At 50.9% G+C, this 21,809-nt stretch carries 23 protein-coding genes; 6 read left to right on the top strand and 17 right to left on the bottom strand.

Translation table 11 applies throughout. The features are described from left to right. Nucleotides 1-198: 198 nt before the first annotated feature. The 9 genes from bshC to NDK47_RS09795 form a co-directional block, all read right to left on the bottom strand. Nucleotides 199-1,821, bottom strand: a complete 1,623-nt coding sequence (bshC, locus tag NDK47_RS09835; RefSeq protein ID WP_251874646.1) for a bacillithiol biosynthesis cysteine-adding enzyme BshC — start codon at nucleotides 1,819-1,821, stop codon at nucleotides 199-201. 117 nt (nucleotides 1,822-1,938) lie between these two features. After that, the gene (locus tag NDK47_RS09830; RefSeq protein WP_251874645.1) at nucleotides 1,939-2,496 is read right to left on the bottom strand and encodes a helix-turn-helix domain-containing protein; all 558 of its coding nucleotides are present in this window, start codon (nucleotides 2,494-2,496) and stop codon (nucleotides 1,939-1,941) included. Between the two features lie 49 nt (nucleotides 2,497-2,545). Continuing rightward, nucleotides 2,546-2,965, bottom strand: a complete 420-nt coding sequence (locus NDK47_RS09825) for a DUF3397 family protein (protein WP_251874644.1) — start codon at nucleotides 2,963-2,965, stop codon at nucleotides 2,546-2,548. Next, nucleotides 2,962-3,924 (bottom strand): ketopantoate reductase family protein, encoded by a 963-nt coding sequence (locus tag NDK47_RS09820; RefSeq protein WP_251874643.1) that lies wholly within the window; start codon nucleotides 3,922-3,924, stop codon nucleotides 2,962-2,964. Before NDK47_RS09820 ends, NDK47_RS09825 begins: the two co-directional genes overlap by 4 nt. A 248-nt stretch (nucleotides 3,925-4,172) precedes the next feature. Further along, a complete protein-coding gene (locus NDK47_RS09815; protein ID WP_251874642.1) occupies nucleotides 4,173-5,711 on the bottom strand; it encodes an acyl-CoA carboxylase subunit beta in 1,539 nt (512 codons plus the stop codon). A gap of 20 nt (nucleotides 5,712-5,731) precedes the next feature. Further along, on the bottom strand, nucleotides 5,732-6,505 hold the full coding sequence (locus NDK47_RS09810) for an enoyl-CoA hydratase-related protein (RefSeq protein ID WP_251874641.1): 774 nt from the start codon (nucleotides 6,503-6,505) through the stop codon (nucleotides 5,732-5,734). 117 nt (nucleotides 6,506-6,622) lie between these two features. Next, nucleotides 6,623-7,534 carry a hydroxymethylglutaryl-CoA lyase gene (locus NDK47_RS09805; protein WP_251874640.1) on the bottom strand — a complete coding sequence of 304 codons (912 nt, stop codon included), beginning with the start codon at nucleotides 7,532-7,534 and terminating at the stop codon, nucleotides 6,623-6,625. Nucleotides 7,535-7,582: 48 nt separating this feature from the next. Then, nucleotides 7,583-7,795 (bottom strand): acetyl-CoA carboxylase biotin carboxyl carrier protein subunit, encoded by a 213-nt coding sequence (locus NDK47_RS09800; protein WP_251874639.1) that lies wholly within the window; start codon nucleotides 7,793-7,795, stop codon nucleotides 7,583-7,585. Between the two features lie 14 nt (nucleotides 7,796-7,809). Further along, the gene (locus tag NDK47_RS09795) at nucleotides 7,810-9,153 is read right to left on the bottom strand and encodes an acetyl-CoA carboxylase biotin carboxylase subunit (RefSeq protein ID WP_251874638.1); all 1,344 of its coding nucleotides are present in this window, start codon (nucleotides 9,151-9,153) and stop codon (nucleotides 7,810-7,812) included. Between the two features lie 269 nt (nucleotides 9,154-9,422). On the opposite strand from NDK47_RS09795, the gene NDK47_RS09790 reads away from it, so the two are divergent. After that, nucleotides 9,423-9,890: an N-acetyltransferase gene (locus tag NDK47_RS09790; RefSeq protein WP_251874637.1), complete on the top strand. Its 468-nt coding sequence runs from the start codon at nucleotides 9,423-9,425 to the stop codon at nucleotides 9,888-9,890. 75 nt (nucleotides 9,891-9,965) lie between these two features. Here the strand turns inward: NDK47_RS09790 and NDK47_RS09785 are convergent, their stop codons facing one another. The 3 genes from NDK47_RS09785 to NDK47_RS09775 all read right to left on the bottom strand — a co-directional run bounded on the left by NDK47_RS09785 (nucleotide 9,966) and on the right by NDK47_RS09775 (nucleotide 12,112). Further along, nucleotides 9,966-10,616: an RsfA family transcriptional regulator gene (locus NDK47_RS09785; protein ID WP_251874636.1), complete on the bottom strand. Its 651-nt coding sequence runs from the start codon at nucleotides 10,614-10,616 to the stop codon at nucleotides 9,966-9,968. A 275-nt stretch (nucleotides 10,617-10,891) separates the two neighbouring features. Continuing rightward, nucleotides 10,892-11,647: an enoyl-CoA hydratase/isomerase family protein gene (locus NDK47_RS09780; RefSeq protein WP_251874635.1), complete on the bottom strand. Its 756-nt coding sequence runs from the start codon at nucleotides 11,645-11,647 to the stop codon at nucleotides 10,892-10,894. A gap of 87 nt (nucleotides 11,648-11,734) precedes the next feature. Then, nucleotides 11,735-12,112 (bottom strand): Spx/MgsR family RNA polymerase-binding regulatory protein, encoded by a 378-nt coding sequence (locus NDK47_RS09775; RefSeq protein WP_251874634.1) that lies wholly within the window; start codon nucleotides 12,110-12,112, stop codon nucleotides 11,735-11,737. A gap of 248 nt (nucleotides 12,113-12,360) precedes the next feature. On the opposite strand from NDK47_RS09775, the gene NDK47_RS09770 reads away from it, so the two are divergent. Together NDK47_RS09770 and NDK47_RS09765 are read left to right on the top strand one after the other, a co-directional pair. Then, a complete protein-coding gene (locus NDK47_RS09770; RefSeq protein WP_251874633.1) occupies nucleotides 12,361-13,092 on the top strand; it encodes a helix-turn-helix transcriptional regulator in 732 nt (243 codons plus the stop codon). A 146-nt stretch (nucleotides 13,093-13,238) separates the two neighbouring features. Next, complete coding sequence (locus tag NDK47_RS09765) at nucleotides 13,239-13,508, top strand: DUF2626 domain-containing protein (protein ID WP_251874632.1); 270 nt, start codon at nucleotides 13,239-13,241, stop codon at nucleotides 13,506-13,508. 92 nt (nucleotides 13,509-13,600) lie between these two features. On the opposite strand, the gene NDK47_RS09760 is transcribed toward NDK47_RS09765, so the two are convergent. Then, nucleotides 13,601-14,737: a class I SAM-dependent methyltransferase gene (locus tag NDK47_RS09760; RefSeq protein ID WP_251874631.1), complete on the bottom strand. Its 1,137-nt coding sequence runs from the start codon at nucleotides 14,735-14,737 to the stop codon at nucleotides 13,601-13,603. 124 nt (nucleotides 14,738-14,861) lie between these two features. Between NDK47_RS09760 and NDK47_RS09755 the strand changes: the two genes are divergently transcribed. Next, entirely contained in the window at nucleotides 14,862-15,929 is a 1,068-nt protein-coding gene (locus tag NDK47_RS09755; protein WP_251874630.1) for a coiled-coil domain-containing protein, read from the top strand. Nucleotides 15,930-16,008: 79 nt separating this feature from the next. Here NDK47_RS09755 and NDK47_RS09750 read toward each other — a convergent pair whose 3' ends face one another. Both NDK47_RS09750 and NDK47_RS09745 read right to left on the bottom strand, forming a co-directional pair. After that, complete coding sequence (locus NDK47_RS09750; protein WP_251874629.1) at nucleotides 16,009-17,322, bottom strand: CapA family protein; 1,314 nt, start codon at nucleotides 17,320-17,322, stop codon at nucleotides 16,009-16,011. Next, nucleotides 17,319-17,966, bottom strand: a complete 648-nt coding sequence (locus NDK47_RS09745; protein ID WP_251874628.1) for an MBL fold metallo-hydrolase — start codon at nucleotides 17,964-17,966, stop codon at nucleotides 17,319-17,321. The genes NDK47_RS09750 and NDK47_RS09745 overlap by 4 nt, the downstream gene beginning before the upstream one ends. Before the next feature lie 63 nt (nucleotides 17,967-18,029). On the opposite strand from NDK47_RS09745, the gene NDK47_RS09740 reads away from it, so the two are divergent. Further along, a complete protein-coding gene (locus NDK47_RS09740) occupies nucleotides 18,030-18,527 on the top strand; it encodes a hypothetical protein (RefSeq protein WP_251874627.1) in 498 nt (165 codons plus the stop codon). An 18-nt stretch (nucleotides 18,528-18,545) separates the two neighbouring features. Here NDK47_RS09740 and NDK47_RS09735 read toward each other — a convergent pair whose 3' ends face one another. After that, nucleotides 18,546-19,100 (bottom strand): hypothetical protein, encoded by a 555-nt coding sequence (locus tag NDK47_RS09735; RefSeq protein ID WP_251874626.1) that lies wholly within the window; start codon nucleotides 19,098-19,100, stop codon nucleotides 18,546-18,548. Nucleotides 19,101-19,650: 550 nt separating this feature from the next. Next, nucleotides 19,651-20,985 (bottom strand): PhoH family protein, encoded by a 1,335-nt coding sequence (locus NDK47_RS09730; protein WP_251874625.1) that lies wholly within the window; start codon nucleotides 20,983-20,985, stop codon nucleotides 19,651-19,653. Nucleotides 20,986-21,196: 211 nt separating this feature from the next. Between NDK47_RS09730 and NDK47_RS09725 the strand changes: the two genes are divergently transcribed. Next, entirely contained in the window at nucleotides 21,197-21,808 is a 612-nt protein-coding gene (locus NDK47_RS09725) for a YhcN/YlaJ family sporulation lipoprotein (RefSeq protein ID WP_251874624.1), read from the top strand. The last annotated feature ends 1 nt before the right edge of the window (nucleotide 21,809 follow it).

Below are 21,809 nucleotides of genomic sequence, written 5' to 3'. Positions count from 1 at the left end.
TGGCGGCAAAGATATTTCCATCGGGAAGCAGCAGACTGCTGTTTTTGGAGGATGAATAGATTGTCGCATGTACATACCAGAGACTTCAGTATGCAGATTTCCGAGACTGCTGTATTGAGCTATCCCGCAAGCTCCATGAAAAAAACCGCACCCTTATAGGAAGCGGCTTTTATGCCAAACGTTTTATCCAGATCGAAATTACAAATACAGAACCTGATGACTGTCATCGTGGACAAAAGGCGCCTCGACGAGTCGATCGATCAGTGACAGTCCGTGTCTATTGAGAAACGGCAGGATCGTCAGCTTCCGCTCTTGCAGCCCTCCTGCCGGATATAATGCCGTTTCCAGCCGGTACAGTCGTCGCAATCCGATATCCTCTCGTTGATCGAGCGCTGCGTGCAGCCGTCTTTCCAAGAAATCTACCTGCTCTTGGAGCCGCGCTGCATTTTTTTCCGCCAAATGCTTCAGTCCCGGCTCCAACCGGGCCACTTCGCTGACTACGGGCTGGTACAGCTCCCGCAAGGCGTCTCGCACCTCCTGAAAACGATCGGTCAGCGGATAGGGTCCCTGCTGGGCCTCCCACTCTTCTTTCCAGGACGCAAATCCTCCCAGCGCGCGCTCGATGCTCAGGTCAAATTCCTTCAGCAGACGGGCAATCGCCCCCTCAACCAGCGTCACAGACATCCGCGGGAGGACGATCGGCAACTGTTTGCCGAAGGCTGCAAAAATCTCTTGTAAATACGCCCAATAAGCAACCTCACCCGGCCCTCCGATAAAAGCAAGGGTCGGAAACAAATGCTCCTGCATCAGCGGGCGGGTCACTACATTTGAGCTGAATCGACAGGGGTCTTTCTTCAGCAGCTCAAGCAGTTCACCCTGGGTATAGGTGCCCCTGCGGGTGACGAAGTGATCGCCATGTCGAAGTAGCTGCAGGCGGTCCACTCCTTCGTAGAGAAACAGATTGGCCTCTTGCCCGCCCACATCCAACTGTTGGGGATACCCCGCCTTTTCCAGCTCTCCAGCCGCCTTCACCAGCAGGGAGCTGAGCGATTCGTTTTGTTCCAGAATCTGCGTAAAAACCGGTTTTTCCAGCTCTCTGACAAAGGGAAGGGAGGATTCAACCAGAATCAGGCCGTACTTTCCAAATAACGCGGCCGTCAAGCGGGCAAACCAATCCACGATGGTTTTCGAGGTTGCCAGGCTCTCTTCCGCCCACTTGCGAATTTCTTTTGTCTCCTTTGTCTCCGTCAGACCGGCAAATAGCTTGTTCAGGAAAGCCTGACAATCACTGTGGTCAAGCTGCACACTGCTTGCTGACGGCCGTCCGGATCGCTTTAGCGCCAGCTTTTCCTTGTACAGTTTGCTCTCTTGATCGAGAAGCCCGTAAACATGATCAATCTCATCAATATCATGGTCTTCTCCAGCAATCCAAAATACGGGAACAACCCTTACCCCCCACTCCGCAGACAGCCGCTTGGCAGCCTGGATCAAATGGATGGCTTTGTGGATGGTGTAGAGAGGCCCGGTTAGCACACCTGCCTGCTGACCGCCGATGACCACCATGGTTCCCGACTGCCGCAGCAGTTCGATGTTTGTCAGAGCTTCCTGGTGATTGCCGATAGACTGGTTGTACGTATACAAACCATCCGCCAATGCTTCGCGGTGGGGAATATCATTTTGCGATAGCCACTCGATCCTCTCCCGATAGGAGCGCTTGTCATAGGGCGCATACCTAAAAAAACGCAAAGCGCTATCTTTACCTTGCCGGTAATCGTCTGCCAATGGATTGGCCAACGGAAGTGATATGCATTCAACATTCATAGAAGCTCACCTTTCTTACTCCTTGTCACTGCAAATTATACCATGCCCCCTTTCTACAAAAAACAAGACAACCCCGTTTAATGGGTTGTCAAAGTGTAAGCAGTAGGTTTTCGCAACTTAAAATTGAGGCGTCGTGACCGACCAGATCAGGACAGCTTCGTCCTGGCCTGTGTTTTCGATACTATGTGTTTTGGTGCTGTCAAATGTCAGGCTGTCTCCCGACTCCAGAATATGCTCTTCGTCGTGAAAACGGGCGGTTACACTTCCCGCTGCAACGACGAAGCATTCTTCTCCCTCACCTTGCACGAATTTGTCCAACACCTGCTGGCCGGGTTGCAAACGCACTTCCAGCATCCCCAGCTTGGCGCTTCCACCAGCAGACAACAACGAGTAGGTCCCGCTGGATTCCGGAAATACGACCTGTCTGCGTTTCGTCTTGCGAGTCACATGCACCTGCTTTTGATCAATATCCTCAAAGAAATGAATGATAGATGCCTCAAGAGCCTTGGTAATCTTCCACAACGAATCCAAGGAAGGCTGGGAAATCCCTCGCTCAACCTGACTAAGCAAACCCTTGCTCAATCCGGTTTTGTTCGCCATAATTTCCAGGGTAAAGCCACGCTCTTTCCGAATCATGCGAATCTTATGCCCAATCGATTCGATGGGAAGCCTCATAAAACCTACCTTCTTTCTTTATTGGAATATGTATCGGAACCGCAGGTGCTTACACGTTGCCCATCGTCTTTACGATTCCGGTCGTATACAACACCACGTAGACCAGTCCAAATAGAAGAAAAGATAATCTCCAGACTGAAAAGCTGGCTTTCAACAAGGAGAGCTTGCCTTTCCATTTCACTTGTATGAAACCGAGCAACGCGATCGCCGTCACGAAGAACCCGGTAATCCACCACCAGACAGAGACTGCCTCTGGCCAAATCACGCTATAGCCGACGGCGACAGCGCGAATCAACAAAAAATTCGTGATATTGATTGCCCAGCGCCCTGCCAGACGCCGGTCTCGCTTCCAAGCAAAGATCGAGAAGTAAGCGAGCGGAAACCCCAAAAAGGGAAACGCGGTCAGGATCGCCCAAAAATAGGTCCATGTCCCAGTAAGTAACGACCAAAGTTTACCGAAAAAGGTCACGCACGGCCCTCTCCCTTCCCCTCGACCATGTCTGTTTTCAGAAGCACGGCGCGCAGCAATGTCTCATGCATAGGGGTGGGCTGTCCGGTTTCCCTTCCCATTTGTACGAGATAACCGTTGATAGCGTTTACTTCTGTCTGATTCCGCCGCCGAATGTCTTGCAACATGGAGGATATGTTCCGGGATGTATTTCGGCAAATTTTTACAACTTCCTGCCAATCTCGCTCTTCTATTTTTTCACCGCAGCTGTTGGCTACGGAAGCTGCCTCCTCAAACAACTCTCTCATCAACTGAATGGTATAAGGTGATTCCAGCAGCATTCCGTTTGGTATCTCAAACAGGGCGGTGAGCGGGTTGATCAGGGCGTTTGCCAGCAGTTTGCGCCAGGCAAATGGCTTGATCGCCTGCTCATAAACAGCTTGAAAGCCGCTATGATTGGCCAGTTCGACAAAAGCGGCACATGTTGGATCCGCATTTTCCTGGACATCCCAAGGACCAATACGCAGCAGTCCCGTCCCGGTATGTTCTACCTCTACCGGCGAAAGACGGCGTGCCCCCTCGGTATTGCTGGCAAAGAAACACTGCTGACGATCCAGAAACTCCGTGAATCTTTCGTAGTGTCCCATGCCATTTTGCAGTGCTAGCACCCGAGAGCGGGGCGGAATCCTCTGCAGGTAAGGCAAAATCTCATCGAGGTCGGTCTGTTTTACCGCCAGCAGATAAAGATCCGCTTCCGGCAAACCTACTTCCAGCGGTTGGCTCCGAACGGCGGTGTGCCGCTGCCTGCCATCCAGTTGATGAAGCGTAATGCCTTCCGCTGTCAATTGCTTTGCTTGAACATGTGTACGGGTAACGAGTTCGACTGAATGCCCGCTCAGAAGCAAGCGTGCAGCGTAAAGCAGTCCCACTGAACCGCCACCGATGACAACCAGATGCATGCGTATCTTCTGAAACGGCATTTGTTCACCCACATTAATAAATACTTATTTCCAGAATACCAAAGTTAGCGGAAATGATCAATTCTTCCTACGTAAAAAGATCGAAATTATCGAACAATTATTCACTGACGTTTACTTACATCCATCCAAGGAATAGGCTTTTGTTGAAAGAAAACCTCCTTCTGTCTCACTATCGCTTCTTTCTCTATGTTTTCCGGAAATAAAAAAGACTGCCTCCTCTTTTTGGAGACAGTCTTGCTAGAGAATTTTTACACTGGGTAAACCGGATGCTTCCGATCCGAAAATTGCTGCTTTTTGCCTGCATACACTTCATATCTGCCGATCAGCTCGCGTCGCAGCTCATCCGGCTGGATGATGGCATCGACGATCAGGTTGGAGGCGAGCAGGTAGATGTCAATATCCTCCTGATATTCTTGACGCTTTTGCTGAATAAATGCCTGGCGTTCCTGCGGATCTTCAATCGCCTGAATTTTATTGCTGTACACGGCATTTACGGCTGCTTCGGGTCCCATGACAGCAATCTGGGCACCAGGCAGGGCGAGGCAGGCATCAGGCTCAAAGGCCGAGCTGGCCATGGCGTACAAACCTGCCCCGTATGCTTTGCGGACGATGACAGAAATTTTCGGGACGGTCGCTTCGGCCATCGCCGAGATCATCTTGGCCCCGTGGCGGATTATCCCTGCCCGTTCCACAGCGGTACCAATCATAAAGCCCGGTACATCTGCCAGGAACAAAAGCGGAATCTGGTAAGCGTCGCAGAGCGTGATAAATCGAGCCGCCTTGTCGGCCGAGTCGACGAACAGCACGCCCCCTTTGACACGCGGCTGATTCGCAATGATGCCGACCGGTTTTCCATCCAGGCGGGCCAGCCCCGTGATCAGCTCCTGGGCAAACAGCTTTTTCACCTCAAAGAAAGAGCCTTCGTCCACCAACGCATCGATCAGTTCGTACATATTAAATGGAGCATTCTGATTCTCCGGCACAATCTCACCGATCTTTTTGGTATCCGGGCGCGGCGGCAATGGTGCAGCGGCGGGAGGCTTGGCGGTATAGTTCTCCGGAAAGTAGGCGAGGTAGCGACGAGCGGCGGCAATGGCCTCTTCTTCATTAGCCGCCAGCAAATCTCCGCAGCCGCTGACGGAACAATGCATCCGGGCGCCGCCCAGCTCTTCCAGCGTCACTTTTTCCCCGATCACCATCTCGGCCATCCGCGGGGAACCCAAATACATGCTGGCGTTTTTATCCACCATGATCACGATGTCGCAAAATGCGGGAATATACGCTCCCCCTGCAGCAGAGGGTCCAAACAGGATGCAGACCTGCGGAATTTTTCCAGAGAGCTTTACTTGGTTGTAAAAAATGCGTCCGGCCCCGCGCCTGCCTGGAAACATCTCGAGCTGATCGGTAATCCGCGCTCCCGCAGAATCGACCAGATAGAGCAGGGGAACGCGCATTTTTTCTGCCGTTTCCTGAATCCGGATGATTTTCTCTACCGTCCGTGCCCCCCAGGAGCCTGCTTTTACCGTTGAATCGTTGGCCATGACACAAACCGTTTGACCGTTCACCTTCCCAATCGCGGTTACCACTCCGTCTGCCGGCAAATCACCAGCCATAAAATTGGCAAACAGGCCGTCCTCCAGCAGAAACTCGTCATCAAAAAGCAGCTTCAGCCGATCACGGACAAACAGTTTGTTCTGCTCCTTCAGTTTGTCATGGTATTTCTCGTCACCGCCCTTTTCTACCTGGGCCGTGCGTTCTCTCAGCATCTCTTCTGCGTGTTTGCTCATGGGTGTCACTCTCCCTCCTCTTATTCGCCGCGATACTCCGGTTTGCGTTTTTCTTTAAAGGCCTCCAGTCCCTCCCGGCGATCCCGGGTAGGAATCAGCACCTGATAGGCGTTGCTCTCCATCGCCAATCCGGTAGCCAGGTCGGCCTCCAGGCCGTGATCGATGGCAAATTTGGCCTGGGCCAAGGCAATGGGGGCGTTCTCTGCGATCTGCTGTGCCATGGCCAACGCGGCAGACATGAGTTGATCAGGAGCAGTCACCTGATTGACCAAGCCGATCGCAAGCGCCTCCTCGGCAACTACACGTCGAGCCGTGAAAATCAACTCTTTTGCCTTCCCCTTGCCGATCAGCCGCGGAAGTCTCTGGGTGCCGCCCGCTCCGGGAATAATCCCGAGCGACGTCTCGGTCAGCCCCATTTGTGCTGCTTCGCTCATAATCCGCAAATCGCAAGCGATCGCCAGTTCCGTTCCTCCGCCCAGTGCCAGGCCATTGATGGCAGCTATCACCGGTTTGGACAGTTTTTCCAGATCACTGAACGTGTCGCGGATGGTTCTAATATAGTGCTGAACTTGCTGATCGCTCATGGAACGCCGCTCTTTCAGATCGGCTCCGGAACAAAAAGCCCGATCACCCGCTCCGGTGACAATCAGCACACGCACCTCACGATCTAGTGCCACCTCCGCAACCTTCTGCCTTATCGCAAGCAGAGTATCCAGATTGAGACAGTTGAAAACATCCGGACGGTTGATCGTCAAAATACCGACCGTCCCGTCCTGCTGAAACAAAATGCTCATGCTTATCCTCCCTCTGCCAAGGGTTACTTGCCGCTGTTTTTGCTGTGGCTCCGTTTTTCTTTACCACTTCCGCTTTCGATGGTCAGGGAACTTCCCGACTGTCCTCGCTTCTGATGGTCAGGTCTGTTTCGGCTGCTCCTGCTTCTGGGCGAGGGAAGCCTGGAGAACCTTTGACGGCAGTACGCGCCCGAGCAATTTTTGGATGTACGCACCAGCCTCCGTCAATTTCTCCAGGTCAATCCTGGTTTCATATCCCATCCCATGAAGCATGTACACCAGATCCTCCGTCGAAATGTTGCCTGACGCTCCCGGTGCATACGGGCAGCCGCCCAGCCCCCCGATGGAGCTGTCGAAAACACGAATCCCTTCGTCCAATGCGGCTGTTACATTTGCTAGACCGGTGCCTCGCGTATCGTGGAAGTGACCGGCCAAGCGCTCAGTCGTAACATCTTTCACAAGCGTCGCAAAAACCTCATGTACTTGCAGCGGTGTCGCTACACCAATGGTATCGCCAATCGAAATCTCGTACACTCCCATGGATACCAGCTCCTCGGTCACCCGGCGACTATTCTCCACAGGTACATGCCCTTCATAAGGACAGCCAAAAACAGTGGATACATAACCGCGGACGCGCATGCCCAGGGCGAGCGCTTCCCGGGCGACCTCCCGGAGTATGGGGAATGTCTCTGCCATAGATTTGTTGATATTTTTCAAATTATGCGTCTCCGATGCGGACATAAAGACCGCCACCTCGGTCAAGCCACACTCTCTGGCTCTCTCCAGTCCTTTCAGGTTTGGCACAAGAGCACTGTACGTCACACGCGAATCTCGTGGAAGCGATTTGCAAACCTCACCGGCATCAGCCAGTTGAGGAATCCACCGCGGATTGACAAAAGAGCTTGCTTCCACTCTCTGCAGGCCTGCTTCTGCAAGCATTTCGATCAATCGAATCTTGTCACTTGTAGAGAGCAGTTCTTTCTCGTTCTGCAGACCATCACGAGGTCCTACCTCCACCACTTGTATCTGCATGGTTCTCCCCCTCTCCTAGCGGGCGCTCAGTTTAGATACAGACCAAAACTATTCCAGCGTGATGATCACATCTCCGTCATTGACAAAATCACCAATGTTGCCCTTGATTTCCGTCACCACACCATCGGCTTCTGCCTGCACCGGCACTTCCATCTTCATCGACTCCAGCACGATGACGTCTTGGCCTGCCTGTACTTGATCTCCCTTTTGCACCAGGATGTTAATGATGGTACCTGCCATTGTCGCTGTCACGTTCTTCATAGTGATTGCACTCCTTAGACTGATTTTTGTTTGCGCTCCTGAATGAAGCGGGTCGTGTAGGTTCCTTTCACGAAAAGCTCGTCTTCGAGTACCTCCAGCAAAAAGGGAAGGTTCGTTTTAATACCGGTAATGATAAATTGCTCCAATGCCTTCTTGGCTTGCTCGATGGCTTCAGCCCGGTCTGCCCCAGATGCAATCACCTTGGCAATCATGGGATCGTAAAACGGAGTTACCTGTGTCCCCGTCTCCACACCGTCGTCGATTCGAATCCCTTCCAGCTCCGGCGGTTGATACAGCGTGATGGTTCCGGGAGAAGGCATGAAGGTAACCGGGTCCTCGGCGTAGATGCGAAGCTCGATTGCATGCCGGATTGCCTTGATTTCTGCCTGCTTTAGCGCAAGCGGTTTTCCGCGGGCAATATCGAGCTGCATGGCAACCAGATCAAGTCCGGTCATCTCCTCTGTAACAGGGTGTTCTACCTGCAAACGGGTGTTCATTTCCAGAAAGTAAAACTGCTTGCTTCCATCTACGATAAATTCAACCGTTCCCACGCCTGTATAGCCTACCGCCCGTGCTGCCTGAACGGCTGCAGCGCAAAGTCTCTCCCTGGTGTCGGCGTCCAGAAAAGGAGATGGACTTTCCTCCAGCACTTTTTGATGTCTTCGCTGAATGGAGCACTCTCTCTCCAGGATATGCAGTACGTTGCCATGCATATCTCCGGCAATCTGCACTTCGATATGACGCGGCTCATCTACATAACGCTCCACGTACATCGCATCATTGCCGAAGTAAGCTTTTGCCCTGCCTTTTGCTGACTGATAGGCTTGACGCAGGTCTTCTTCCTGATAACAGATCTGCATGCCAATACCGCCGCCGCCCGCGCTCGCTTTGAGCATCACCGGGTAGCCGATCTCAGCCGCCATGGAAGCCGCTTCATCGGCAGTCTCTGCTGGTTCCTGGAAGCCAGGCACGATGGGCACACCAGCTGCTTGCATCACGTTGCGCGCCGTCAATTTATCCCCCATCTGGGCAATCACCTCAGGCGTTGGACCAATGAAAAGCAGCCCTTCTTCCTCGCAGCGACGTGCAAACGCTGCATTTTCCGACAGCAGTCCATAGCCGGGGTGAATCGCATCGGCCTGGGTCTGTTTGGCGGCAGCAATGATCGCCTCCACATTGAGATAGCTGTGCGGCACCGGGGGTGGCCCGATGTGTACAGCCTCATCTGCCTCACGCACAAACGGAAGGTCCTTGTCTGCATCTGAAAACACCGCGACTGTCCCGACTCCCTGCTCACGGCAGGTGCGAATGATCCGTCTGGCGATTTCACCGCGATTGGCAATCAATACTTTTCGCATGGCAACGCTCCTCTCACTGACCAATCGTCCGTACTATGAAAACGCTTGCAACTTGTCCGGGCGATTGCCAAAATATTTAGCTTACTCTCTATTTTGCCATGAGAAATGAGTTTGATCTAGGTCGAAATTGAAATTTGTACCTTCACAGCAACAACATTTTTTGACAAACGAGATGAGATTGGAAGAAAAAGCACTATCGTGCAACCGTTTTTGTGTATAATGGATATAGGTTTGTGGAAAGGCAAAGTGCGTGAGAGGAGTGGCAACTCATGTTTGAGGTAAAACGACTAAATATCAACTACAAGACTTTGGAGGAGTTTCAAAGATTTCGCGAATTTGGCCTGGAGGAACTTTCGATGAAGGAAGACCTGGAGGCGAACATCGTGGAGAACGATTCCGAGTCTCCTTTTTACGGCATTTACGAAAATGATCTTTTGATCGCACGGATGAGTCTGTACAAAATCGACGGGAAGTACGATCGCTATTTCTCCCCTGCTCAGGATTACTATGAGCTGTGGAAGCTAGAAGTGCTGCCTGACTATCGCGGCAAGGATTTTGGTACTGCACTGGTTAACCATGCCAAAAGCTTCGGGGCACCGATCAAAACCAATTCCCGCTGTCGTGCTGATCAATTCTGGCTGAAAATGGGCTTTACTCCCGTGAAGTACAACCCGATGCGCGACCGCGGAGAAAATCCGTACGTTTGGCTTCCGGAAGGCGTCGGTCTCCAAGACTAGGGAACGAATTAAAACGAAAAAAGAAGCGGTCAGTACGGCACCGCTTCTTTTTTCTCCTTTTTTGCAAGCAAGCCCCTATTTTTCTACTCTTTCCAAATTGCCATTTTCGTCCATTTTGAAGATCGCCCTGGCAGGCTCCTCTTCGTTTAAAAATGCAAGCTTCCGGGCGCGCTCCATGATCTGAACCAGTGCCTTGTAATCTTCATTTACCCCTTGAATCTGTTCCAGCTCTTTCTGTGTCCTGTCATATGCGTCTTTCCATTCTTTTAACTCCAGCGTCTTGCCTTCCAACTCTTGTTCAAGCTGTTTGACTCTCTGAACCAGCCCTTTTTGATTGATCAACATGCGAATCACGGATTCGATCTGCTCTTCCTCCGGATGGCTGTACGTGCTTGGCGAAGATTCAGGCAAAGAAATAGATACGGGCTGCTGAGGTCTCCTGAACAGATGCGCTTCTCCGTTGCTCTGCGTTTGCACAGAAGCAAGCCGTCCCATCTTTTTTAACTGTTGCCGCTGGTTTTTGGCGATAGCGATCGCCGCGTCATACCTTTTGCGGACACAACTGTTCCAGCGAAACCCGCAAGCCGCGGCGGTTCGCCCCAAGCGTTGACCTACTTCTTCAAAAGCAGCTAGCTGAGTGCCGCCCTCGCGAATATGGCGTAGGGTGACTTCCGCCAACACCAGATCGTCATCTTCAGTCCATGCGTCCTGTCTGGAAGCTACCATGTATGAAGTCCCTCCCGTTACCTTTAAAAGGATGATGTACTCCATCCTATGCTTTTTCCTACTCTTGTAGAATCGTTTTCTATCAGAAAACTTAACTCCGCCAACCAAATGGGCGGAGGGCTAGTTGTGAAGCACAGGACGTGCCGTTGCCGGTTCGTTCTCACCAACCGACTATGTCCATAGGAATCAGCTTATGAATCCTATCGTCCTAGAAAAAGTATGTCCAAGCATAGAATTCTTTAAACAGGAGAGACTTCGGTGTGGCAGCAAGTCTTTTATTTTCGTAAAAATTTTTCTACCAGACGCACATGCTCATCATTTCCCCACAAATCGGCACACTGGCTGACTTCGCGCTCCACTCTTTCAGACTGCGGGATTCCGGCGCGCTTCCAGGCAAGCAATCTCATATAGGCTTCAATCCCGGCAAGAGGCTGGGCGGCGATCATCCTGGCAAATTGCTCCGTCTCCTCGCGCAAACGATCGGGATGGCACACATGATCGACCAAACCATATCGCTCTGCCTCTCGGGCGGTCAGCTTTTCTCCCGTTAACAAAAGAGCAAGCGCACGAGACTCAGGCAGCTTGTCCAACAAACGCGTACCCCCTCCCCAGCCAGACGTAATATGTAAACCAATTTGCACAAAGCCAAGCATAGCGGACTGGCTGGCATAGCGAAAATGACAGGAGATGGCAAATTCACTTCCTCCCCCAATCGCGTGGCCATTGATCATGGCGATGGTCGGTTTCGGAGATTCTTCGATTGTCTTCAGCATTCCGGCGACCTTGCTGAGGATCGGCAAAGCTTGCTCCCTTCCACGCGCGGCGATAAATTGTTTGAGATCTCCGCCAGAGACGAAGCTTTCTCCCTCCCCCGTAAAGATGATTACTTTTACCTGTGAATCGGCTGCACAGTCCGCGACAGCAGCCTGGATCTCCTCCGTCATTTCCAGACTGATCGCATTGTGGACCTCGGGGCGCGCCAGTGTAATCGTGGCGATTCCTTCTTTTTTCTCCAAGCGAATGGTCTCCATTTTGTCCCATCCCTTCCCTGTGATCTTGCTCTCATTGTAAACATGTTTGAAAAAAGAAAAAAGAGAAGGGATAAACCCCTCTCTTTATCAGGCAAGCAGATTTTTCATAGCCGATTGGTTAAAACCGACGATCAGGTTTTCACCGTCTGTCAGGATTGGCCGTTTTAATAGCTGTGGTTCTTCACTTAACATCTCCAACAGCTCGCTTACCGACATATCGTCAATGTTTACATCCAGGTTTTTAAAGCGCTGGCTGCGTGTGGACAATATTTCATCCAACCCATTTGTTGTCATTTTGATAATTTCAAGCAGTTCTTCAGAAGTAGGCGGATTTTTGAACAAATGCCGCTCTTCGTAGTTAACCCCATTCTCTGCCAGCCAAGCTTTTGCTTTGCGACAGGAGGTGCAACTCGGGTAGGTGAAAAACGTTAATTTTTGGGTACGGGTACGCTCTGCTACCGCCATCGTTTAACCCTCCATCTCACTCTATATCATCTTTTTGCTTTCTAAAAGTAAGCTAATAAAAAAACCTTTCTTACTTAGGATTATAAATGCGGTATTTACACTATGTCAATAGTATTAAATCTAAAAAATACGATTAGATCTACCGGTAATCGACAGCGGATCTAATCGATCAGCACACTCCCGCCTTAACATTCAGCGAAAAATCGGATACACTTAAAATAATTTGCCGCAGGAAGGGAGGGAACCATATGGAATGCGACGCTCAAAAACTAACCAGCGCCTTGGCGGATTCAACTCGTTTTTCCATCTACCAGTATGTATCGAACCGTATCGAACCTGTAACGGTTCAAGAAATCGCGGAACACTTTTCTATCCATCCAAACGTTGCCCGCCTTCATCTAACGAAGCTGGAAGATGTTCGCCTTCTAAGTTCCTCCTCCGACAAGAGCGGGAAAGGCGGACGTCCAAGCCGTCTCTATACGCTGTCTGATCATGTCGTCAGCCTTCAGTTTCCTCCGCGCGACTATCGCTTGCTCGCTGACATCGCGATCGAGAGTCTGCTTTCCCTTGGGGAAGCAGGAGAAGCGGCCCTGATCAACATGGGGCATCGCATGGGAAAGGAAATGGCGAAGCGCGCGATCAAAGAATACCCTCTTCTCAAGGAAACGGCTTCCCTGTCGGAAAAACTGGACCATATTAACCGCTTGGTAATCGCGCAGGGCTTAAAACCGGACATCGAAGCGCTGCCCGATGGCCAACTGCGATTCCGGGTCTATAACTGTACCTTCTCAGAAAGCGCGAAGCGATTTCCCAACTCCGTTTGCAAGATGCACAACGCTTTGTTGACCGGAATATTTGAGACCTACTTTGGGAACATTGAGTTACGAGAAGATGAGTCGATGTTGAGCGGATGCCGCTCCTGCAATTACACGGTGATTCATCTGCCCGATGCCTGCAGCCAGCTTTCCCCAGAAAGCTAACGCCGAATTTGCGGCTTTTCATGCATGCATTTTGATACGGTCAAAAAACCGTCATACCTTCCCGTTTACACGTCTCTCCCTGTCCTATATAATGGGGAAGGAATCTTGTAAATATTGCCGACTTGCAGCAAAAGGAGGGATTACAGATGGATCGTATGTATCGCGTACTGGGCTTCTGGACGATTGCTATCGCTCTGATGGCGTTCTGGGGTGGATTGTACCCGATGGCTCTGTTGTTCTTCGGCCTGACCGCATTTTTCGTGGCGCTCAGCTACATGAATCTGACCGAGCGGGCATATTTGAACATTTTCTTTGGTTTCATGTTCGTATCTTTTGTGGGCTTCACTTACTACACGTTCTTCGTGATGCCAGTTGGGCCACAAGAGCACTCTCTGGTGCTCCAAACATTGCTGTAAGAAAAAAGATGCTCACCTGCTGAGCATCTTTTTTCGTCTCTGACACATACATATAAAGGGCATGCCAGGTTCTCTGGCGATGCCCTTTTTTACTACCAGCTTCGTCCGCTTCTCTGAAAGCGAAAACCCGCTTGAGGCATGTCCCCTTTTGACTGAACCAGCACCCGAAACAATCCTCCCAGTCCCCCTGGCAAAATCAATTGTTGAATAGCCCGGTTCCGCTTCATTGCTTCGCTCGTAAAAGGGTCTCTGTCTTGGTGATTGACCGCTTTTTCAAGCAATCCGCTTTTGATCAGAAACTGATCCTGCCGCATGAAGCCGATCGTCTGAAAACCGGACTGCTCCCCTGCCTGGATCAACGCTGAAAAATTAACATGGGCGGTTATGTCTTGCTCCCCGACACGAACGTACGGATTGTCATCCACCTGATGACGGTAGTAACACATCAGCGTGCCTCTTTTTCTGCTCGGATGGTACAAATCTTCCTGAAGATCTCCGTAGTCGATGGTAATGATGTACCCGCACTTCAACAGTTCGGCGAGCTGGGCAAATGTCCGTCCCACCTCCAGATTAACCTCTACGCGCATTCCTTTTGGCAGTCTCTCATCGACCTCGGCCAAAAAACTGGCGAGTGCCGGGGCGGGCTCCCGCAAACACTCTTGCAGCCCCTCTCCTTGTCTGGTCACATACACCTCCTGCCACCCCTCGCCCGTTTTCTCAGCGAGATGAACAGGAAAAGCGTCAAACCACTCATTGGAGAGGATGACCCCCTCGATGGTTTCCGCTACAGCCGCCGCCTTCAGACTTTCATAGACGCGGACGGGACGCTGCCACTTCGCCAGAGCATCCTGCTGCAGCTGGCGATGGTAGGGGCTTGCTTCCACCAAGACCACCTGAATCGCAGCGAAAAGTGCCGGAGCTGCTTCCTGCAACCGGCTGAGTATGGCATTGCACAGTGCTCCCGTCCCACCTCCAATCTCGACCAGGGTGGGCGCAGACCACTTTCCGGCTTCCCACATCTCGATCACGACATCAGCCAGTGTCTCTGCAAATACAGGATGCACGGTGGCACTGGTATAAAAATCGCCGTCCTTGCCGATTTTTTGGCGGGCAGAGGTATAATACCCTCCCTGTTGATCATACAAAGCCATTTCCATGAAGCGGACAAATGGAATGGCCCCTTCTGGCCGTTGCTCGATTTCCTTGTAAATTCTGGGTAATATCGTCATCTTCGTTTCTCCTGCTATCCAAATTCAGTCAACTAAGGCTATAATACGAAAAGAGATCATACAATGTGGTGAGAGCGTCTTTGGCTTTTGGCTCCAATCACGCTACGAAACAAAAGGTGAAGAGATGCGTAAACTATTGCTCGCCTTGCTGCTTGCCCTTATGCCTTTAACCGCTTTCGCCGAGGAACTTCCCCCTTTGGAGCAGTTGATCCTGCAACAGCATTTTACACAAAAAGAGCTGGAGCGGACGCTGGGAATGATCAAACAGGAGGAAAGCCGGCTGAACGGAGAGGTAGCCCGTCTTGATTTGGACATGCAACGGCAAAAACTTGTCATGGAAGCGATGAAGCGGCATGCCGGTGAAGTAGCTGTGGCCTACTACACGGGGGAGCGCGTTTCGCTTTTGACTCTGTTGTTTGACGCTGAAAATTTTAATGATTTTTTGCTGATGTTTGATTTCCTGCAGCTCTTGTATGAAAGAGACATGCAGAAACTGGAAAAATACCAGGCCGAGCGGACAAAAATGGAAGCTATGCAGTCTGATAAGCTGCAGCGGATCACCGCTTTGCAGGAACTGAAAAAATCGTACGAAAAGCAATTGGCCGAGATGCTCGCTATCCAGGCTGAGAAAGAAGAGAATCTCTCGAAAATAGGCGATGCGACCAATGTTCAGTCCCTAATAGGCCATTTAATCGTCGATTGGCGCGAGCGCGGCCTGCCAGCTTTCCAAACCTTTTTCAGCCAATTGTCCACGGTGATGTTTCAGATTCCTGAGCTGGCTACTCCGGATCGTATTCAATCCGAGGGGTTATTCCTGCATACACTAACGATCCGGCAAGATGAGTTTAACCAATTTTTGATGAACAAAGATGAACTGTTCAAACATTCACAGTTCCGCTTCGAAAACAATCAGCTCATCGTCGAAGGTACCTATGATCACATGCAGATCAAGCTGGTCGGTTCCTACGAGCTGGTTTCGCCGAAAGAGTTGAAATTTCGCATCAATGAATTGTATTTCGACGGCTTTGCCCTGCCTTCCTCCACCATCGAGGAAATGGATCAAGCCTACGATTTTGGTTTTTACCCTGAGCTGATCTCCCCGAATATTCAGGTACAGGGAATCAGCATGGTCAACGAAGAGCTGAAGCTGCAGCTAAAAATCAATTTTCCCTTTGGTTTCGGACAGAAGTAGCTTTCTTTCCTACTCCCTTCTCTCCTTCGCCGATCAGTATGCTACCCGGCAAACTGCATATGCAAAAAGGCCAGCACTGCTAGCTGGCCTCTTTCTCTTTTTCTTTTTCTTTCCTTTTCTCCAAGGAATCGAGATGAATTTGTATTTCTTTGTCTAAACGATTCAAATAAGCCAGCACTTCTTTGGTCAAAACAGGGTCCTTCTGCCCCTGTTGAACCGCAGCCAGGGTTTGCGAGACTGGGTAGATGACATACTGACGTTTTCCATTTTTTCGATAATAATGGACATAAGTAGGAATCCATTCTGCTTGCTCTACATGTGCCTCGCCATTTTCTCCCTTGAAGAGCGTAAGCTTCAGAATAGCACCGACATCCTTGTACTCACGACGCTGTGCAGATATAAAATTGCCTAAAGAATATGCGATAAATCCGGTATGTGTCTGCCCGTTTTCCAGTGTCACGGTTTTCCATTCATAAGGCTGTAAAACATGTGGGTGCGCCCCTAGTACTAAATCGGCGCCGTACTGAATGCAAAGCGCCGCTGTTTCTTTCTGCTTGGGGCTTGGCATGCGCTGGTATTCGTTCCCAAAATGCAGTGCTACGGTGACCAGATCTGCTCCTGTTTCTCTCGCTCTGGCGATATCTTGCTTGATCAGCTCGTGATCGATCAGATTGACCAGATAGTCCTTCCCCTGCGGAATCGGTATTCCGTTCGTTCCGTACGTGTAGGCCAAGACGGCCATCGTAAAGTCGTCCTTGGTCAAGATGAGCGGCTGATTGCGGCTGGTTTCATCGCGAAAGGTCCCCGTATGCAGCATACCTACACGGTCCAACTGTTCAATTGTGCGAAGCACTCCGGGCTCTTTGCGATCCATTGAATGGTTATTAGCCGTGGTCATCGCGGTAAAGCCGATCTGTTTCAAGGTATCCGCCAAAGAGTCCGGGGAGTTGAACATCGGGTATCCGCTGAATCTCATGTCGCGTCCGGCCAGGGTCGTTTCCAGATTGCCGACCACCCAATCTGCTTCCTGAAAGATAGGTGCCACATGGGAAAAGGATGGGGAAAAATCATAGGAAACCTGATCAGGGAGCAAGGCAGCCTCCAGTTGTTCGTCATGAACCATGACATCCCCGACAGCCATCAATGTAATCCGTTGTTCGGGAAACCGGGATAAAGGCGGCTCTGTTCCAGCATTCGGCACCTCAGTGTTCTCCCCGCTTTCTTCTGGAGGCAGGGATTCCGGCATAGGATCGGCTCCAGAAACGGGAGAAGGTTGTTCCGTAGAAGCCACGGGCGGCCGTGTGCCCTGATCAGACGGCCCGGCTCCCGGCGCACATCCCACTGTTCCCCAGAGAAGCGCAGCCACCACCCATAGAGAGCAGCACCTTTTCATCGAAGCATCCCCGTTACGTAGGGATTATACGTTTTTTCCGTATCAATGGTCGTTTTGGGGCCATGGCCCGGATAGACGATTGTCTCATCGTCCAGTTCAAACAATTTATCCTGGATACTGATCATCAGTGTCTCGAAGTCACCACCTGGCAAATCGGTGCGACCGATGCTCTGGGCAAACAGCACATCGCCTCCGAAGCAATGGCGGCCAATCACAAACGAGCAGCTTCCTGGAGAGTGGCCCGGGGTATGCAACACCTGGATGGAGAAACCTGCCAGCATCAGTGTCTGCCCGTCATGCAGCTCATTCTCCGCAGGCTGGCAAACAATCGGTTCTGGCAAATGCCAGCGGGTGGAGCCGTTCAGCTCGGGATTTGTCAGCCACTCTTGCTCCAGTGGATGGATGTAAACCGGTGCATTCGTCAACGCTCTGACTGCGTTTACCCCGCCAATATGGTCCAGATGAGCATGTGTCAGCAAAATTGCCACTACGTTTTTGCCCTCCAGCTTCTGCAGCAATGGTTCGGGGTCCATACCCGGATCGATTACGATGCTTTCCTGTGTATCGTTGTTGGTGAGCAGATACGCATTGGTTTGGAAAGGGCCCAACGCCAGACTATCGATAACCAGATTTGACTCTTTCATGTGAAACCTCCTCAAATACTGTGATACGATAAAAGCAATCAACACAAAATGGGGTGATGACGGATGAAAAGGATGTTTGGGATAGAAATGCACGTTCCTTCAGGTAAACTTCCCGGCTTCTATGCACAAGTCATACATAAAATTGGAGATCATGTCAACGTGTTTGACCGCGACGAGCAGCTTTTGATCGTCGACAATGAACAAGAGCGCGACAAGCTGGCCCAGCTGCTTGAGCAAGCATCAATGCTTGGAGAGGAATTTGCGCTTTGGCTCCTTCCTGCGAGCGCCAGCATTGATCATCTCGAAGACATCGGATTCGAAAGTCAGGCGGGTCATGTCTATCTTTACACCGACAGAGTGACAGCCTTCTCGCTGGATCTGTCTTCCGGCCAGCAGCAAGATCGCTGGGCTGCGTTGGAGCAGATGAAGGAGTCAACGTTTGGACTGATCCCTGGCGAAGCTGGTGACCTTTATCTGACTGATCCTGAGCAGGAACTTTTAATAGAAGGAATCGCCAGGGCCTACCAGGTTTCTGTGAATTGGCTGGCCTCACGCGACTGATCTTGCTTCGCTGCTGCCTTACTCGATGGTAACGAAGCGGTAGCCGATCACCTGATTGTCATTCAGGCTAAATACGACCTGATATTTCTTTCCCTGCAAAGTGATTTGCCCCTCTTTCTCTTCACCAATCGGACCATACAGCTCTTGCAGGCGTTCCTTGCTGTCATAGACGGCAAGCCCCCGGTTGGTTGCAAACAGTGTCGCTTTCTCCTTCGGAACACCGCCGACCGCGATAGAATGAAGCACTCCCTGCTTGACAGTGATCATCAACTGGCAATCGTCTACAAAAAGAAGGCCCATCACTGTAGTGCCCGCACCGGCAGCAAGCTGGTCAACTGTGAAGCTTTCTCTGGTTACCGCATCCATAAAATCAGCTTTTTCCGGCTTCAAAATCTCTATCACTTGTTTGATGTTTTGTCCCAGATACATACCGCGAATGCCGAATTCTTGCTGATTTTCCAGATCAAAAGCAGCCGGCAATCCCGACTGTTGATTTTGTCCCGGTCCACATGCCTGCAGCAGAAGAACTGCAGCGATCAACCAAATGAACATAATCAGACGTCTTGTTCTCATGGGTCGTTCTCCCTTATCCGCTGGTAGATTGTACAAGTTTATCTTATCTCACCAGCAGGTCGGACGACAATAGAGGTGAGATGGATAGGCTGACAGATCAATACCTTCGGAGAAATGCTCCTCTTTACCCTGTACCATGAAGGGATGCATAATACTTCGATTGGCTTATTAAAAAAGGCTCAACCGACAAGCCTGATCCCACAAAAAATTCCAGCTTTCCCTTACCCGGTTCCGACCGGGTTTTTCTATTTTCAAAGAAGCTTTCCTTATAAAACCCCGAAAAAAGAAAAACCGCTCCCAATAAAGGAGCGGCCGTGTCGAGCCCGTTGCTTTTGGGGTTATACCGATCAGTCTCTTTGGCTCTTCAACCTCCGGATAAGAGTTTGGTTTACCTAAAGAGTACGGTTTCCGCCAGTTCGACTACTGTCGACTGCTTGATCATGACCATCCACGGTTCTTCGCCTCCTGAAGGCTTTGCGCCGATGTTTGAATCATCGATCTGCGGGCTCGACAACTATAGTGTAACCCTTTTCTTTGCTCCTATTCAGGTTTACAACAAATCGGCTGCGAGCTGCGCCAGTATGCTTCGCTCTCCTTTTTCCAGGCGAATATGCCCAGCCAGCTTTTGATCCTTGAACATTTCAACCACGTAGGTTAACCCGTTATTGCTCTCATCCAAATAGGGATGGTCTATTTGTTCCGGGTCCCCCATCAACACAATTTTGGAACCCTCCCCCACCCTCGTCAAAATCGTTTTTACTTCATGCTTGGTAAGGTTTTGCGCTTCGTCGATAATAATGTACTGCCCGGGAATCGAGCGACCGCGGATATACGTCAGCGCTTCTACCTGAATGCTACCCATACCCGCCAGGATTTTGTCCAGATCACCCGAGCGCTTTGTATTAAACAGATATTCCAAATTGTCGTAAATCGGCTGCATCCAAGGGCGCAGCTTTTCTTCTTTTTCACCGGGAAGATACCCAATGTCTTTCCCGAGTGGAACAATGGGTCTGGCGACGAGCAGTTTTTTATACGTTTGCAGGTCTTCAATCTGCAGGAGTCCGGCTGCGAGTGCCAACAAGGTTTTTCCCGTCCCCGCTTTTCCGGTCATGGTCACGAGGGGAATATCCTCCCGCAGCAAGAGTTCAACCGCCATTTTTTGCTGGACATTTCGTGCGCGTATTCCCCACATCGGATCATCGTCAGCGATCAGCATTTCCAGATTTTTCCCATCGGGGTCCACCTTGCCGATTGCCGAGATGGAGGGATTCAATTCATCCTTCAGCACGAGAAACTGATGCGGATAGAAGCGATGTTGCGGAAAGCTGGAGGAAAGAGGCAATTTGCGGTTGGCGTAGTAGTTCTTGATGAGCTCCGGCGCTGCCTGCAGCTTTTGGTAGCCTGCGTAAATACTGGAGTATTCGCCGACGACCCGGTCTGACAAGAAATCCTCCGCGATCAGTCCCAGGGCATCTGCTTTTACCCGCATCAAGGCGTCTTTGCTGACAAGAATGACAGGGCGCGGTTGAGGCGACAGGTTCTCTTCTTCCTGCAAGTTCAGCGCTACGGCAAGGATGCGGTTGTCGTTGGTGACCTCTGTAAATTGCCTTTGAAGTTTGGATAGCGAGGAATGATTCAACTCTACCCGAAACAACCCTCCTGTTTCCAAAATGAGGCCTTGGTGCAGATGTCCCAGTTCACGGAAGCTGTCAAACAGTCTGGATACATATCGTGCGTTTCGGCCAATTTCATCCATGTAGCGCTTTTTTGAATCAATTTCTTCCAACACCACGGCGGGTATGACGATTTCGTTGTCCGCAAAGGAAAACATCGCCCGTGGATCTTGCAGGAGTACGTTGGTGTCCAGAACGTAGATTTTCTTCAAAATCTCGCCTCCTATAACCCATCTGATATACCGTATGCAATTTGGGATGGGATGCTCAGCATCTGGCGACGTGATGTACTACAGTGTATGACGGCGAAAGAAAAGATAGACGGCGCTCAGAATGAAAAGCGGGACATGAGAACACAATACGAGTAATCATCTTATTTTTTGTGTGGGAGCATCTTGGATCAGCATCTTAGAGTAAAGGAGAATGACCGTGAAACGGACAGCTATTCTCGTGTTTAGTGTCAGCCTGCTGCTCTCCGCGTGCATGACTGGCAACAAGCCACCGGCAAATCAGGCAGCACCGCAGCCAAACAAACGGGCAGACGAGCGCCAGCGTGTGCAACAAACTGCACCTTCCCCCGCCTATAATCAATCGCCGCAAGCTACAGCCGACCGTCTGGTACAACTCGCCTCCCGGGTGCCAAACGTTAATGGCGCAACAGCGGTTGTTTTGGGCAAATATGCCGTCGTTGGCATCAATGTGAATCCGCATCTTGACCGTCCAGAAGTAGGCGTAATCAAATATTCGGTCGCGGAAGCGCTCAAGGAAGACCCTCAAGGAGCAACTGCCCTGGTGACGGCTGACCCTGGTCTCGTACAACGCGTCAGAGAAATGGCGGCTGACATGCGACGTGGCCGACCCATCGCCGGGATCGCCGAAGAGCTGGGTGATGTCGTCGGGCGAATCATTCCGCAAGCTCCCAGTAACGTAAAGAAAAAAGAAGAACCTCCGACACGAGAAAATGAACAGCGAATCAACAAATCAGGAAAGTCCCGCCCAGAAGGAAACCACAAAATTCCGGTCAACCGTCAATAAA

It is taken from the genome of Brevibacillus ruminantium, assembly GCF_023746555.1.
In the GTDB taxonomy this organism is placed as follows: Bacteria; Bacillota; Bacilli; order Brevibacillales; family Brevibacillaceae; genus Brevibacillus; species Brevibacillus ruminantium.
This window is presented reverse-complemented; position numbering and strand designations above follow the sequence as displayed.

What these genes read in the sequence shown, in the direction of transcription:
- bshC (WP_251874646.1), bottom strand. Translation starts at nt 1,821, where the DNA reads ATGAATGTTGAATGCATATCACTTCCGTTGGCCAATCCATTGGCAGAC.
- NDK47_RS09830 (WP_251874645.1), bottom strand. Translation starts at nt 2,496, where the DNA reads ATGAGGCTTCCCATCGAATCGATTGGGCATAAGATTCGCATGATTCGG.
- NDK47_RS09820 (WP_251874643.1), bottom strand. Translation starts at nt 3,924, where the DNA reads ATGCCGTTTCAGAAGATACGCATGCATCTGGTTGTCATCGGTGGCGGT.
- NDK47_RS09815 (WP_251874642.1), bottom strand. Translation starts at nt 5,711, where the DNA reads ATGAGCAAACACGCAGAAGAGATGCTGAGAGAACGCACGGCCCAGGTA.
- NDK47_RS09810 (WP_251874641.1), bottom strand. Translation starts at nt 6,505, where the DNA reads ATGAGCATTTTGTTTCAGCAGGACGGGACGGTCGGTATTTTGACGATC.
- NDK47_RS09805 (WP_251874640.1), bottom strand. Translation starts at nt 7,534, where the DNA reads ATGCAGATACAAGTGGTGGAGGTAGGACCTCGTGATGGTCTGCAGAAC.
- NDK47_RS09800 (WP_251874639.1), bottom strand. Translation starts at nt 7,795, where the DNA reads ATGAAGAACGTGACAGCGACAATGGCAGGTACCATCATTAACATCCTG.
- NDK47_RS09795 (WP_251874638.1), bottom strand. Translation starts at nt 9,153, where the DNA reads ATGCGAAAAGTATTGATTGCCAATCGCGGTGAAATCGCCAGACGGATC.
- NDK47_RS09790 (WP_251874637.1), top strand. Translation starts at nt 9,423, where the DNA reads ATGTTTGAGGTAAAACGACTAAATATCAACTACAAGACTTTGGAGGAG.
- NDK47_RS09785 (WP_251874636.1), bottom strand. Translation starts at nt 10,616, where the DNA reads ATGGTAGCTTCCAGACAGGACGCATGGACTGAAGATGACGATCTGGTG.
- NDK47_RS09780 (WP_251874635.1), bottom strand. Translation starts at nt 11,647, where the DNA reads ATGGAGACCATTCGCTTGGAGAAAAAAGAAGGAATCGCCACGATTACA.
- NDK47_RS09775 (WP_251874634.1), bottom strand. Translation starts at nt 12,112, where the DNA reads ATGGCGGTAGCAGAGCGTACCCGTACCCAAAAATTAACGTTTTTCACC.
- NDK47_RS09770 (WP_251874633.1), top strand. Translation starts at nt 12,361, where the DNA reads ATGGAATGCGACGCTCAAAAACTAACCAGCGCCTTGGCGGATTCAACT.
- NDK47_RS09765 (WP_251874632.1), top strand. Translation starts at nt 13,239, where the DNA reads ATGGATCGTATGTATCGCGTACTGGGCTTCTGGACGATTGCTATCGCT.
- NDK47_RS09760 (WP_251874631.1), bottom strand. Translation starts at nt 14,737, where the DNA reads ATGACGATATTACCCAGAATTTACAAGGAAATCGAGCAACGGCCAGAA.
- NDK47_RS09755 (WP_251874630.1), top strand. Translation starts at nt 14,862, where the DNA reads ATGCGTAAACTATTGCTCGCCTTGCTGCTTGCCCTTATGCCTTTAACC.
- NDK47_RS09750 (WP_251874629.1), bottom strand. Translation starts at nt 17,322, where the DNA reads ATGAAAAGGTGCTGCTCTCTATGGGTGGTGGCTGCGCTTCTCTGGGGA.
- NDK47_RS09745 (WP_251874628.1), bottom strand. Translation starts at nt 17,966, where the DNA reads ATGAAAGAGTCAAATCTGGTTATCGATAGTCTGGCGTTGGGCCCTTTC.
- NDK47_RS09740 (WP_251874627.1), top strand. Translation starts at nt 18,030, where the DNA reads ATGAAAAGGATGTTTGGGATAGAAATGCACGTTCCTTCAGGTAAACTT.
- NDK47_RS09735 (WP_251874626.1), bottom strand. Translation starts at nt 19,100, where the DNA reads ATGAGAACAAGACGTCTGATTATGTTCATTTGGTTGATCGCTGCAGTT.
- NDK47_RS09725 (WP_251874624.1), top strand. Translation starts at nt 21,197, where the DNA reads ATGACCGTGAAACGGACAGCTATTCTCGTGTTTAGTGTCAGCCTGCTG.